Here is a 14,050-nt window from a genome sequence, read left to right as displayed (position 1 = left end):
CAAACAATGACAAGGTTTATCTGATATCTAAAATTTAATATCTAATTATGCGATAGCACCGCTTCTTCTTTCTTATTCTCCTGGCGTTGTTTCGCTGCTTTTACAAAAGCATTGAACAAAGGGTGCGGATTTTCAACGGTGCTTTTATATTCCGGATGAAATTGGGTACCGATAAAGAATGGATGATTGCCAAGTTCAATAACTTCTACAAGTCCTGTCTCCGTGTTTTTGCCAACAGGCAACATACCTGCTTTTTCAAAAGCATCTACATAATCATTATTGAATTCATAACGATGACGGTGTCTTTCTTCGATATGTGTGCTGCCGTATATTGCAGCCACATTGGAATTTGATTGCAATTCACATTTATAAGAACCCAGGCGCATAGTGCCACCTTTGTGCAATATGTCTTTTTGCTCATTCATTAAATGAATCACAGGATTTTTGGTGTCCGCATTCATTTCTGTTGAATGGGCATCATTATGGCCCAAAACGTTTCTTGCAAATTCTACTGCAGCCATTTGCATGCCAAGACAGATACCAAAGAAAGGAATACCTTCTTCGCGTGCATAACGGATAGCGTCAATTTTTCCTTCAATGCCACGGCTGCCAAAACCCGGCGCTACGATTACTGCATCAAGGTTCTGCAACTTTTCTGCAGCATTTTCCGGCGTAAGGTATTCGGAGTGTATATTACGGACTTCCACTTTACATTCGTTCATGGCGCCTGCATGAATCAAAGATTCAAGAATGGATTTGTAGGCATCCTGTAATTCAACATATTTACCGATAAGGCCGACTGTTACTTTTGATTTCGGGTAACGAAGTTTGGTTAAAAACTCTTTCCATTTTCCCAATTCAGGTTCGGTTCCTAATGGCAATTCCAATAATTTCAATGAAATGACATCCAGTTTTTCCAGCATCATTTCAACCGGAACACCATAAATAGTATCTGCATCACGCGCTTCTATAACTGCCTCGGGGCGTACATTACAGAATAATGCAATTTTCTTTTTAAGGTCGCCATACAAAGGTTCTTCGGTACGGCAGACAATAATATCAGGGTGTACGCCATTTTCGCTCAGCATCTTTACAGAGTGCTGCGTTGGCTTTGTTTTTAATTCTTTGGCTGCTTTAAGATACGGAATCAAAGTCAGGTGAATAACGATACAATTCTCATTTCCTAATTCCCATTTCAACTGACGAACCGCTTCGATGTATGGTAAAGATTCGATGTCACCAACCGTTCCACCCAATTCAGTAATTACAACATCATATTTATTATCATTACCTAACAAGCGGATGCGGCGTTTGATTTCATCCGTAATGTGCGGGATAACCTGAACGGTTTTTCCAAGAAAAGCACCTTCGCGTTCTTTATTTATCACATATTGATACACACGGCCGGTTGTAACGTTATTAGCCTGTGAAGTCGGCGTATTCAGGAAACGCTCATAATGGCCCAAATCAAGGTCTGTTTCCGCTCCGTCTTCCGTTACAAAACATTCTCCATGTTCGTAAGGATTTAAGGTACCTGGGTCAACGTTGATGTAAGGGTCAAATTTTTGAATGGTGGCGCGGTAACCACGAGCTTGTAATAATTTCGCAAGAGATGCTGCTATGATGCCTTTTCCCAATGAAGACGTAACCCCGCCGGTTACAAAAATGTACTTAGTCATAATGTGTCCTGTTTGCGACCGGAGGATGGTAGATATTAAATCATTAAAATCTATCGGTCGTGCAAAGGTAAAGAGAAAATTTGGGGTCAGAAAATCAAAATGAAATTTTAGTTAACTGCTTATGCTCTACCGGTTTGATTTTGATATTTGTCAAATGATTTTCAATAAGGTTTCCATTTTTGAAAAATTTATATTTGGTTATATCTAATGTTTGATCCTTCGTCGGAAAACCTGACAGAGAATCAAATTGCCAACGGATGGATACTTAACTTTGTAGCTTATGGAATCAAAGTTTAAGAATATCAGGCATATCATTCTCGATTTCGGAGGTGTGATTATTAATATTGATTATAAGAAGACAGAAGAAGCTTTTGTAAAACTTGGTATAACCGATTTTGCAGAACGTTATTCCCAGATGCAGCAAACAGAAATTTTCAACCAGCTGGAAACGGGTAAGATTGGAAGAGCTGAATTTGTAGCAGCAATAAAAGAACTGACGGGAAACGATATGAGCGAAGATAAAATCATCGATGCCTGGAACGCAATGCTATTGGATATTCCGTTGCGCAGATTGCAGATTTTACAGCAGCTGCAATTGCATTTTGATTTGTTTCTGTTGAGTAATACCAATGAAATTCATGAAGAAGCATTTAACAAAATCCTGAAAGGAGTTTGCGGATTTAATTCGATGGGTGTATTTTTTGATAAAGTTTATTTTTCGCATAGACTGGGCATGCGTAAGCCCGATAAGGAGATATTTCAATACATTCTGGATGATACAGGTATTAATCCGGAGAAAACATTGTTTGTAGATGATAGCCCGCAACATATAGAAGCCGCAAAAACATTAGGCATCCAAACAATTTATCTGGAAAAAGGCATGACTATTGAGGATGACATTTTTAAATCTAAGTATGAATAAGTAAATGTTATGCCGTATGTATCAGAATATTAAAATAGAATAAGTATTTTTAAACCCAATAAACAAAACCGATTTTCCAAATTTAACCGACAGGAAATGACCTCCAAAATTCAGGAATGGAATAAGAAGATTGACCATGTTACAAGAGAGTTTACAGAACGTTTTGCCGATTTAAGCAAAGATGAAATAACACGTAAACCCAATGCAGAAAGCTGGTCCGTAGCAGAAAACCTGCAACATCTGATTGTAGTGAACGAAAGTTATTTTCCCCTATTTAATCAGGTAAAACAGGGAACGTACAAGCCCCCTTTTGTTGCCAAAATTCCTTTACTGGTAAATGTAATGGGCAAGCTCATACTTAAAAGTGTAGCACCCTCCCGCCGGAAAAAGCTGAAAACATTTTCTATTTGGGAACCTTCCCAGGCTAAGGTTCAGGGTGATGTTCTGAAAGAATTCAATAAGCAGCAGACGATATTGAAGACATGGATTGATAACTTACAAGACAAAATTCAGAAAGACACCATTATAGCTTCACCTGCAAATCAAAGTGTGGTTTATACTTTGGAAAAAGCTATTGATATTATTGTGACGCATGAACAAAGGCATCTGAATCAGGCCATCGAAGCCTTCGACACTATTTTCGAAAATCAATATAAGCTGGACATATAAAGAAGCAATAATTTTTTTACATAAAATCGCTGTCTCTTTTCAGCAAAGCACGGTATTTGTTCATAATTCCCGATTTTGAAACGAAGCCCAGATATTCCATATTATCATTTACAACCGGGAAAATACGGATGTTCTGACTATCCATTTTTTGCATCACTTCAAACATATCGGTATTGATGCTGATATAGTCAGGGGCAGGTTGAAAAATAGTTTGCATCGTTTTATTAATGCCTTCTTCATCTTTATTTACCAATAGTTCCAATAAAATTTCAGTACTTACCGTTCCTAATAAAATGCCGTCATTATCTATTACAGGAAAAATATTTTTTTGCGTATGGATAATGTCATGACTTCTGCTTTTGGGCGTATCAGTCGGTTTCAGAACAACGAAATCTTTTTCAATCAGATATTTCAATTTCATCATCCGGAGAATATTACCGTCTTTATGCTCGTGCGACATCAGTTCGCCGCTGTCAGCAAGCGTTTTGGTATAAATGGAAAATCTGGTATTGGCTTTGTTGATGAAATAAGTAATGGCAGAAACAATCATTAACGGAACCATTAGCGCATAACCTCCTGTAATTTCCGCAATAAGAAAAATACCTGTCAACGGAGCATGCATGATGCCGCTTAAAGACGCTGCCATGCCAACAACTATAAAATTGGTGATGTTCAGTTGAGGTGTATCCAGATGAAGCAAAGTGCCCAGATGATTCACTGTGAATGCGAACAGGAATCCGAACAGACCACCCATCACAAGGCTTGGCCCAAAGGTACCGCCATTGCCGCCTGCATAGATAGTGAACAAAGACGCAAATGATTTACCAAACAAAGTCAATAACCCAAAACCGATGAGCCACCAGGGATTGGATTGGAAATCTGAAAAGATGGAATTCCCCAATAAAGAAGTATATCTTCCTTTAAGTAATGCCTGAATCGTTACATAACCTTCGCCATACAAAGCAGGTAAAAGTGCAATAAGCAAACCGATGATGATACCGCCAATCCAGACTTTATTATATGGATTTTTGATTTTGCCGAATTGTTTCTTAATGAAGAAATTCAGCTTGAAAAAATAAACAGAGAAGTAGCCGATGCCTATCGCCATCAGGACATAAAAAACAAGTGCATTCATATGCCAGCCTTCTGTAACCAGAACAAATAACGGCTTTGGGTAAAATATTTTTGAAACGACAGATGCCGTGGCAACTGCAATCAGTAATGGTATAAAAACAGGTATGGAAAAAGTGGGCAATAAAATTTCTATTGCAAAAACCATACCCGCAATAGGGCTGTTAAACGCGCCCGCAATACCCGCTCCGGCGCCGCAAGCCAATAACAAAGTAACTTCCCTGTAATTTAATCCAAAAAACCTGCCGATATTAGAGCCGATAGAAGAACCACTGAACACAATAGGAGCTTCCAGACCAACAGAGCCGCCGAAACCAACGGTGATAGCGCTGCTGATGATTTGCGAGTAAATATTATGAAAACTGATTTTGCTCGAATCACGCGAAATGCTGTACAATATCGGTGTCAGACCATGTTGGAATTTACTTTTTCTGATAAAGGTTTTGACATAAAGAAGCGTCAGGAATATGCCCATCAAAGGGAAGAAAAGGTAGAGGTAATATTTATATTTCCAGTGTAAATCGTTCTGTAATGAATCCTCTATGAAATGTGTAAGCTGTTTTAATAAAGATGCTGCTATACCCCCTAAAATGCCGACTACGGCTGCAGCAACAATCAGAAAATTCGCTTTCGAAATTTTTTGTTTTCGCCAGTAATTGAGTTTTGTAACAATGGATAACAATTTGGGATTCATGCAATTTATTTATAGGTGCTACGTTATAGCAACAGGATTTAGGCAGGAGGTCCAAAGGTAAACACAAAAAGGTTTTTTAATTGTATTGCTAAAATGCTTAACATTTTTTAAAGTATCTTGCAGGCTCTAATTTAAAATTATGCATTCTATAGTTGAGTTTTTCCATCAGATGTACGACCCTATCAAGGCCACATTGATGAATCCCGATTGGATTACAGCGCATGGCGGATTATTCCTTGTCGCTTTTATTATTTTCGCAGAAACAGGATTGTTGGTTGGTTTTTTCCTTCCGGGAGATTCTCTCTTATTTATATCAGGTGTTGTTATTGCAGGAAGTTCAAAGGTTCATTTTCCCACTGAAAACCATATCGTAAATCTTATCTTCTGGATTATACTTATTACAATTGCAGCGATTATCGGAAACTTTGTAGGCTATTGGTTTGGCAAGAAAACCGGACCGCTGCTCTTTGAAAGGCAGGATACTTGGCTTATCAAGAAGAAGCACATACATCAGGCTCATGAATTTTATGAAAAGAAAGGTGGCGGTGCCGTTATATTTGCGCGGTTCCTTCCTATTGTGCGCACGTTTGCGCCGATTGTGGCAGGCGTAGTGAAAATGGATGCTAAGAAATTCGCCTTCTATAATGTTTTAGGTGCAATTGCCTGGGTTACAAGCTTGATAGTATTGGGTTTTGTGCTTGGCGAAAATGTATGGGTGAAGGAACACCTGGAAGTTATTATCATCGGCCTTGTTTTAATTACAACCGCACCGGTTTTGTTGAAAATGATTTTTGGTAAAAAGAAAGCCACAGACATAGTATAGGCTCTTCAAATATAATTTCAGAAATGCCATGATTTATTTCATGGCATTTTTTATTTTTAGGCATTATTAAATTAAAGATTATGTCTGTTTACGACCCGAGAGTAGATGCCTATATTGAAAAGGCCGCACCATTTGCACAGCCTGTATTGAATCATCTGAGGGAATTGGTTCATAAACATTGTCCTGATGTTGAAGAAACCATTAAATGGGGCTTCCCTCATTTTGAGTACAATAAACGGCCGCAGTTTCACATGGCTTCTTTCAAACAACACATGGCATTCGGCTTTTGGTTAGGCGGCATAATGGCCGACCCATTAGGCATTATACAAAAAGATGAAAAAAATGCTGCCGGTTCTTTAGGGAAAATTACTTCATTAAAAAATTTGCCTTCCGATAAAGTCATGGCGCAGTATATTAAGGAATCCATGAAACTGACGGACGAAGGTGTTAAAGTAAAAAAGGCGCCAAAAAAAGCAGCAACGGAAATGGAAGTCCCTGATTATTTTCAGGAGGCATTAAATAAAAATAAGAAAGCAAAAGCGGCTTTCGAAAAGTTTTCCGCATCTCATCGCAAAGAATACCTGGAATGGATAACGGAAGCCAAACGAGAAGAAACAAGGCTAAAGCGCATGGAACAAGCGTTGCAATGGCTGGCGGAAGGAAAGCCCAGGCATTGGAAATATCAGTAAATCCAGATTAAACCGCATCGCTCAATCAGTAAATGCTTCATGAATCTCAATACATTTCATTTACTTTTGCGCAGTGAATGCACTGCCTAAAACTACTTTAATAATTGTTCTGTTCAGCTTATTCCATTGTTGTGCCAATCCTCTTTTTGCACAGCAACGGAATGATACCTTGAAGGAAGTGGAGATAAGAACTACATTGATAAAAGATACTGCGATTGATAAGAAAAGCGATTTCAGTGCTACTCAATCTTTTCAGACCATTGGAAGAGAATATAAAGATTTATATGAATCGCAATCGCTTGCCAATCTTTTATCCCAACAAACCTCCGTTTTTATAAAATCTTATGGCGTCAACAGCATGGCTACGCTTTCATTGCGCGGTGCTTCAGCAGCGCAATCTGCTGTTCTGTGGAATGGCGTTCCAATCATGAATCCCGCTTTAGGCGTTGCCGATTTGTCTTTATTGCAAACAGGCCTGTTCAGTGATATTACATTAAAATATGGAAGCTCTGCTGCATTATATGGAAGCGGGAATGTAGGCGGCGCTTTATTGCTGGATAATCAATATCCAGATTTTACTGCAAAGAAAAATATTGGTATAACTGCAGGCGTCGGCAGTTATGGTTCTCAAAACCTGGGATTGAATACTTCTTTCCAGAATGAAAAATGGACTGTTCATTTAAATGGATTTTATCAGAAAGCTACTAACGATATTTCTTATAAAGATGAATCGGGAAACAATAAAAGGCTTGAAAATGCTGCATTGCAGGGTGGGGGAGCTTTACTGTCTGTTGATTACAACCTGAAAGAAAAATGGAATGCCCAAAATAATGAAAGAATATATGGTAAGCTTTGGTGGCAAACTTATGACCGTGAAATTCCACCCGCAATGTTTGAATCTTTTTCTGACAAGCAACAAAAGGACGCATCTTTAAGAACATTGTTGGGCTATGAAAAGAATACAAGAAGAAGTACGTTTTACGTAAAAGGTTCTTACAATAAAGAGTCCTTACATTATGAAGATAGCGCTGTGTCATTGGACAACAGGAACAATGTTCATCAGGTGTATCAGGAAACAGGTTTTAAATATCGCCTGAATAATCCTGATAAACAAATGAGAGAAACATGGATGAAGCCTGCTGTGCATCAGGTGTTGATTTTTGTTCCGATGCAATTTGCATTAGCAGAAGGCAACAATATAAGCAGTAATGAAACCCAGTTCAGACCTGCGATTGCGGCGGCATATAGTTTTGAAGGCATGCAAAGCAGGCTTAAAGCAAATGCCTCTTTCAGGCAGGAATGGGTGAATGGAACGACGGCACCGCTTTTGCCGGGAGCTGGTGTAAGCTTTGCTTTGTTAAATGACAAGAAAGTAAATAAAAAAGAAAACAGTTCTTTGATATCCTTGCTCATCAGAGGTAATGTACAAAGGACTTACCGTATCCCTACATTGAATGAATTGTATTATTTCCCGGGTGGGAACCCCGATTTGAAGCCCGAACAAGGCTGGAGCCAGGATGCAGGTTATACTTTTCAGTTCAAACATAATTATAATGATAAAAAGGCATTCCTGTTTTTACATGAGTTGAATGGCTTTAACCGGAATATTCAGGACTGGATTTATTGGCTGGGTGGCGCTATATGGACGCCGCATAACATCGCCAAAGTACATAGCCGCGGTATTGAAACCAATAACAGAATCAGTTATAGCGCCGGACAATTCAAATTCAATCTTGGCTTGAATTATACCTACGTTTTATCAACAACCGAAGCTTCTTATCTGCCGGGCGACGGGAGTATAGGTAAGCAAATTCCTTATACGCCACGATACAATGCTCAAGGCAATTTTGGCATTCAATGGAAAGGTAATTTGTTTGTAAACTGGAACCAGACCTATACCGGTTACAGATTTGTAACGGTTGATGAATCCCAATACTTAGACCCTTATTTTACTGCCAATATTCAGGTAAGTTACGCGATATTACTATCAAAATATAAATTGCAGATGATAGGCCAGCTTCAAAATATTTTTAATACTGATTATCAGGTTGTAAATGCAAGACCTATGCCCGGCAGGAACTTTTCATTGCAGTTGAGGATGGGTATTTATTAAGCCTTTATTATTAATCATGTTTTTCTCATGTCCCCTTCCCCTTTGGGGGAGGTCGGGATGGGGTTTTCAATCAGGATAATCCATTAGGCATTTAATTAATTACATTTGCAACCATACAAAGCTATTATGAACCAGCATGATTTTACGCTACGTGAAGTAGAAGTGACGCGGTATATAACGCCGCTTCGCGAAGGTGGTTCCATGCCTGCAATTGTAAGCTGCAGCGATGATTTTCTATATGTGTTGAAGTTCAAAGGCGCCGGACAAGGGCGTAAAGCTTTGGTGGCAGAAGTTATAGGTGCGGCTATTACACGATTAGTAGGTTTGCGTATCCCTGAATTGGTTATTGCCGATTTGAATGAAGACTTTGCAAGAGCGGAAGCTGATGAAGAAATTCAGGATTTGATTAAGTTCAGTGTCGGCATCAACCTGGGCATGCACTATCTTAAAGGCGCTATTACCTTTGACCGGAATGTAACTAAAATAAGTGCTGAAGAAGCCAATAAGGTAGTCTGGCTCGATGCCTTTCTCATGAATGTTGACAGAACCGTACGCAATACCAATATGCTTATCTGGCAAAAGGAATTATGGATGATTGATAATGGCGCAGCATTGTATTTCCATCATAGTTGGGATAACTGGCAAGAGATGGCATTAAAGCCATTCGTTCAGATTAAAGACCATGTATTGTTGCCGGAAGCGGATAATGTTACAGATGTGAATACAAAAATGAAAAGCATACTTACGGAACGGGTTTTTGAATCCATACTTGGAAGCATTCCTGATGAATGGCTGACGGATGAGGCTATGAATCTCAGTGCAAACGATTCAAGGAAAGTATATGTTCAGTTTTTGATGAACAGAATAAATCATAGTGATAATTTTATAAATCAGGTAGCCCATGCAAGAGAGAACCTTATATGAGTACGCCGTCTTACGTTTAGTACCTCGGGTAGAACGTGAAGAATTTATAAATATCGGTGTGATATTATTTTGTAAACAGCAAAAGTTTGCAGGTGTTAAATATGTGCTGGACGAAGAAAAACTGAAGGCGATTTTCAAAAATGACGAGATGTGCATTGCAACCATCAAACAAAACCTGCAGTCCTTTGAACAGATTTGCGCAGGCGATTCAAAGGCCGGTAAGATTGCGAACCTGCCTTTAGCAGAGCGTTTCAGATGGCTTACTGCAAAAAGAAGCACCATTATTCAAACCTCAGCGGTTCACAGCGGACGTACCTATGATGCCGTACAAACTTTGGAAAAACTGTTTGAAGAATTGGTGTTATAATCATTTCGATTTTTCATACTCGTCCTTTGTCATTCCGGAGGAATCTAAAATAGCACCCACATGGATTCTTTACGGAATGATGATTGAATTGTTTAATGACAGAACTTATTTTTTACTCTTTCTTTTACTGATTAGGATCATGTCCTGATCTTTCCTGTAACATTTTCGGGTTGTTTCTGTATTTGATATCTATAAAAAAGTTTGCAGGTAGCATTAGCAGCAAAACACAAATAATTGAGAATATTGAAAGCCTTATAAGCATCTGTTTATAGAATAAAGAGGGCTTACTTAGTTGTTTAATAATAACAGGAATCAATATAATGACTGATTGCGCTATTCCAAACGTAAGCATAAGAGAAGAGCCAGCCCAATAGCTCATTCGGAATAAAATAGCTAATGCCATAACAGAAAGGCAATAGCAAACAAGAAACAATGCAACTTTTTGTTTCCATCCAACGGGATTAAATACAGAATTATTTGGTGCTTTTATTGATGGGAAAATAGAATTGTCAGAAGCATATTCAACTACAAGTGGTTTAGTTACTATTAAACCTATTCCAAGCTTACCTAAGCTTATTACGCTAATAAACATATAAATAAATGCCAGCGAGCAATAGGAGATTGTCATGAAAAGAGTTGTGCCGGGAAACCCAAATAAGTTTATTACAGCCATTAAAACGCTTGTAATCAATAATATTCTTTCTAATTTTCTCATGGATATTTATAGTTTATATTGCTGCGAAATTTGAGAAAAACTTCTACTCAATTTTAATGTTACAAGATTCCCTTTACTTAAAAGCTGTTTAAAGAATTATAATTGTTTCTGCTTTTTCATACTCGTTCTTTGTCATTCCGGAGGAATCTAAAATAGCACCCACATAGATTACTTGCGGAATGACAAGATGGGCTGTGAAGTTGGTAGTTTTAAAAGAATGCTAATGCCATATAAAATCAACTAAAGTTTACTTTAGAGTAAAGCTTTGGTTTAAATAATATTTTCCAAATGGTTGAAAAAGATTTGACAACTTTTTAAATTTGTCAAATCTCATTAACGCTTGTGAAAACGCCACTTAATTTAAAAATTGCTACACCTTCTTTCTTAAAATCAGCAGTCGTTTGAAACCCGGTTTCATTTTCCCTCCAGCTAACATTCACTTCAATGTTTTCATCCCTTACAGGAACTAATAATTGTAAAAATTTAATTTGATTTCCTTTTTGAAATAATAAAGAAGAGGAGCGTTGTTCTTCCAGCAATTCCTTCACTATCTGAATCATGCAAACTCCCGGCACAACCGGCTTGTCCGGGAAATGTCCTTTGAATATTTCATGGTCGGGATTTATATGAATGACAGCCGAAAGGCCTTGTTCCGAAGGAATCAATAACTGAATAGTATAAAAATTATTCTTCAACATTCTCAGGAATTATTCTTTTTAAGTTGATAGTAAAGTTTGCTTTGAGATGTTTAATCTTTATGCTTTCAGGCAATGTTTTTAAAGCAGTACCCGCTGCAATATCCATCAATATCACTTTTTGTTTATCGTCAGCATTTTCGATACCTGTCAATTCGTTCTTCTTATTAGTTACATAATAAACAAAACCTTTCTCAAGATTGAATTTAGTGTAAAACAAATCCGGATTATTGTCGAAAGTATATTGCCCTTCTGATTGTTTTTTAATATGCTTCACAAGGATTAATTCAAAATCCTTTTTCAATGTTTTTATCAAAGCTGCTTTATTCATCTGGTCAATGATGGAATATACCTTGAAGGAATCATGCTCATCCCAGCCAAAATCAAACAAGGTAGCCCCCATTTCAGATTGGAAGACGACGCGTGTGCTTTTATCTTCTAAAGTCTTCAGATACAATATGCCGCTTAAATGAAATTTTTTGATAGCAAATTTCCCATCCACCTCACAACGATATAAAGCCTTTTCAAACACAGGCCTGAAATCATTAGCTGTCAAAGGTTTGGTGGCAGCAACTTCCTGCCTGTTGGTATATATTTTCTTATGACAGGCAGCAAGACAAAAGATTAAGCTAACGAATGCTAAATAGCGCATAGGGAAGAGTCGTGTTTATTTTTTTATTAGTAAAAACCATTTCGGTATAGTCGCCGCCGTTTTCATTCATCACCAATTTTGAAACGCTGTTATCTGCCTTTTCAATATAAACATCTATACGTGCAAACAAGTTTTTCATACTGCTATTGGCCGGCGTCAATTGCATCATGTATTGCGTTTTGCTTTCAAATGCTTTAACCGCGAAATCTTTATTCCCAAATACCGTTCCACGCATACAATCCATCATCACTTTGTTTACAGATTGCATGGTTTTGCTGTTGCGTGTATTTATTTTATTGGTCTTGTTTTCATCGCGCACCATTATTTGTCCGCCACTCATTACCAATAAATACTGAAACGGGCTGGTATATTCAATGCGTATCTTATCTTCTCTTTTAAAGTAAAACTTCCCTTTGGAATTTACCTTGTCATTCATCATCTTCATATGCTTCACCTGACTGAAATCACTGGAAATTGTTTGCGTGCTTTTGGCGGAATTTGCCAGAGAGGATTGTAAGGACATAGTATTCACAACATCTGAAAACCCTTTGGGAGCTTGCGCCTGAGTTGTAAATGCAATGGATGATATGAATAAAAAGATGAAAGTCGCAACTGAAAAACGATATCTGAACATGTACTTCATTTTAACCGCAAAGGTAATTCTTTAAAATGCCTGAAATGATATAAAGTCGTTAATATAAGTTCATATCAGCTCTGGCTATTGTTCATTTTCTTCATCATATTCATAGTCAGCAATAAAATAGTTATCCCGGCCAGTCCTAATCCAATCCAGACAATCATCTTGTCTTTATTGCCATTATATTCATCTTTGTCTTCCTGTTGCTTTGACTGTACGTTTTGAACATCAATACTTTTAATGTCAGAAGGGATATTCTTGTTGAAATATACAAGGTCGTAAGACGGTGGAGTCAGCAACGAATCTCCGAAATATAAAAAGTATGCTTTATCCTTGTCTAATTTTGCAGTAATAGTAGTGCCAAGCTGATAGGCTTCGATTGACTTGAAATGCAAGGGAGCATCATCTTTGTTTACAATTTGAATGATAAATGAATCACATTTTTCATTACCTAAGAAATTGGAGCAATCAATATTATTTACATAATTCGAGGATAGCTCTGCTTCCATTGTTACCGGATTGTAGGCTCTTGCCTTCTTTTTCAATCCGGATGAAGACCCTGAATAATCACTGTAATAATCCGCTGCAATAAATTTCTTTATTATAACATTACGAAGGAACATCTCCGGAGCATCTATAGTAAAAGCCAATCTGTCAATCTTATTGCCGGGTTTGATTTTGAAGTGAATAAAAGTAGATTTATTACTGTCAGATACCGTATAGCTAAGGCCATTCACACGTTGGAATACCGCAGGAATGGTAGCATTGTCATTATTGCCAATCCGTATAATATTCAACGGCGATTCATTGTTGTTATTCCTGATTTCTATCTTATAAAATCCGTAATCAGTTTTAGGAAACTGTAATGATTTACGGACAGTTGTATTATTATTGTCTCCGTAAGATTCAAAATAGAAGCTATCCCTTACCACGAACCAATTGTCTTTATTGTCGCTGCCACTGATGCGTATAAGCCTTGAAGCATCCGCATTTTTCATTTCAAAAAGAAACTGGCCTATAGAATCCCTGTTTTTATTTTCAACAATAATAATGTCTTTATTGCCTTCCCTTGTTTGATTGTAGGAATAAGTGTTGAAAGTGGTATGTTGTTCGTATAAATGCTCTTTATTCAAAAGATACGGAATTTCCGTTCCGTCATTATCAAATAACCTCAAATCCTGCAGTTGATTATTGCAGTACGCAACAACATCAGCATTGATTTTTATCTTATAAAAAGCATTTACAGTAACAGGATTAACTTTTGCTTTATTACTGAAATGCTGGGCCCACGAGGATATCGGCAGGATTATTGTTGTAATGATTATTATAAAACGTTTCAT

The 14,050-nt window shown here is 37.6% G+C and carries 14 protein-coding genes; 7 read left to right on the top strand and 7 right to left on the bottom strand.

The window, feature by feature from the left end:
* Positions 1 to 41 precede the first annotated feature (41 nt).
* On the bottom strand, positions 42 to 1,679 hold the full coding sequence (locus tag F0919_RS02770; RefSeq protein ID WP_150031187.1) for a CTP synthase: 1,638 nt from the start codon (positions 1,677 to 1,679) through the stop codon (positions 42 to 44).
* Positions 1,680 to 1,959: 280 nt separating this feature from the next.
* On the opposite strand from F0919_RS02770, the gene F0919_RS02765 reads away from it, so the two are divergent.
* Together F0919_RS02765 and F0919_RS02760 are read left to right on the top strand one after the other, a co-directional pair.
* Positions 1,960 to 2,601: an HAD family hydrolase gene (locus F0919_RS02765; protein WP_150031186.1), complete on the top strand. Its 642-nt coding sequence runs from the start codon at positions 1,960 to 1,962 to the stop codon at positions 2,599 to 2,601.
* 96 nt (positions 2,602 to 2,697) lie between these two features.
* Positions 2,698 to 3,270 carry a DinB family protein gene (locus F0919_RS02760; protein ID WP_150031185.1) on the top strand — a complete coding sequence of 191 codons (573 nt, stop codon included), beginning with the start codon at positions 2,698 to 2,700 and terminating at the stop codon, positions 3,268 to 3,270.
* A 16-nt stretch (positions 3,271 to 3,286) separates the two neighbouring features.
* On the opposite strand, the gene F0919_RS02755 is transcribed toward F0919_RS02760, so the two are convergent.
* On the bottom strand, positions 3,287 to 5,095 hold the full coding sequence (locus tag F0919_RS02755; RefSeq protein WP_150031184.1) for a chloride channel protein: 1,809 nt from the start codon (positions 5,093 to 5,095) through the stop codon (positions 3,287 to 3,289).
* A gap of 139 nt (positions 5,096 to 5,234) precedes the next feature.
* Between F0919_RS02755 and F0919_RS02750 the strand changes: the two genes are divergently transcribed.
* From F0919_RS02750 to F0919_RS02730, 5 genes are all read left to right on the top strand, one after another.
* On the top strand, positions 5,235 to 5,918 hold the full coding sequence (locus tag F0919_RS02750; RefSeq protein ID WP_235903443.1) for a DedA family protein: 684 nt from the start codon (positions 5,235 to 5,237) through the stop codon (positions 5,916 to 5,918).
* 80 nt (positions 5,919 to 5,998) lie between these two features.
* Positions 5,999 to 6,607: a YdeI/OmpD-associated family protein gene (locus tag F0919_RS02745; RefSeq protein WP_150031183.1), complete on the top strand. Its 609-nt coding sequence runs from the start codon at positions 5,999 to 6,001 to the stop codon at positions 6,605 to 6,607.
* A gap of 73 nt (positions 6,608 to 6,680) precedes the next feature.
* On the top strand, positions 6,681 to 8,720 hold the full coding sequence (locus F0919_RS02740) for a TonB-dependent receptor (protein ID WP_150031182.1): 2,040 nt from the start codon (positions 6,681 to 6,683) through the stop codon (positions 8,718 to 8,720).
* Between the two features lie 126 nt (positions 8,721 to 8,846).
* On the top strand, positions 8,847 to 9,644 hold the full coding sequence (locus F0919_RS02735) for a HipA family kinase (protein WP_150031181.1): 798 nt from the start codon (positions 8,847 to 8,849) through the stop codon (positions 9,642 to 9,644).
* Positions 9,622 to 10,011: a DUF3037 domain-containing protein gene (locus F0919_RS02730; protein WP_150031180.1), complete on the top strand. Its 390-nt coding sequence runs from the start codon at positions 9,622 to 9,624 to the stop codon at positions 10,009 to 10,011. Before F0919_RS02735 ends, F0919_RS02730 begins: the two co-directional genes overlap by 23 nt.
* A 124-nt stretch (positions 10,012 to 10,135) precedes the next feature.
* Here the strand turns inward: F0919_RS02730 and F0919_RS02725 are convergent, their stop codons facing one another.
* From F0919_RS02725 to F0919_RS02705, 5 genes are all read right to left on the bottom strand, one after another.
* On the bottom strand, positions 10,136 to 10,726 hold the full coding sequence (locus tag F0919_RS02725; protein ID WP_150031179.1) for a hypothetical protein: 591 nt from the start codon (positions 10,724 to 10,726) through the stop codon (positions 10,136 to 10,138).
* 323 nt (positions 10,727 to 11,049) lie between these two features.
* The gene (locus F0919_RS02720; protein ID WP_150031178.1) at positions 11,050 to 11,424 is read right to left on the bottom strand and encodes a hotdog family protein; all 375 of its coding nucleotides are present in this window, start codon (positions 11,422 to 11,424) and stop codon (positions 11,050 to 11,052) included.
* Positions 11,411 to 12,073 (bottom strand): hypothetical protein, encoded by a 663-nt coding sequence (locus tag F0919_RS02715; protein WP_150031177.1) that lies wholly within the window; start codon positions 12,071 to 12,073, stop codon positions 11,411 to 11,413. Before F0919_RS02715 ends, F0919_RS02720 begins: the two co-directional genes overlap by 14 nt.
* Positions 12,051 to 12,707, bottom strand: a complete 657-nt coding sequence (locus F0919_RS02710) for an outer membrane lipoprotein carrier protein LolA (protein WP_190277235.1) — start codon at positions 12,705 to 12,707, stop codon at positions 12,051 to 12,053. Before F0919_RS02710 ends, F0919_RS02715 begins: the two co-directional genes overlap by 23 nt.
* 74 nt (positions 12,708 to 12,781) lie before the next feature.
* Positions 12,782 to 14,050 (bottom strand): hypothetical protein, encoded by a 1,269-nt coding sequence (locus tag F0919_RS02705; RefSeq protein WP_150031175.1) that lies wholly within the window; start codon positions 14,048 to 14,050, stop codon positions 12,782 to 12,784.

Origin of the sequence: Taibaiella lutea (genome assembly GCF_008629695.1) — a bacterium.
Lineage (GTDB): Bacteria > Bacteroidota > Bacteroidia > Chitinophagales > Chitinophagaceae > Taibaiella > Taibaiella lutea.
This window is presented reverse-complemented; position numbering and strand designations above follow the sequence as displayed.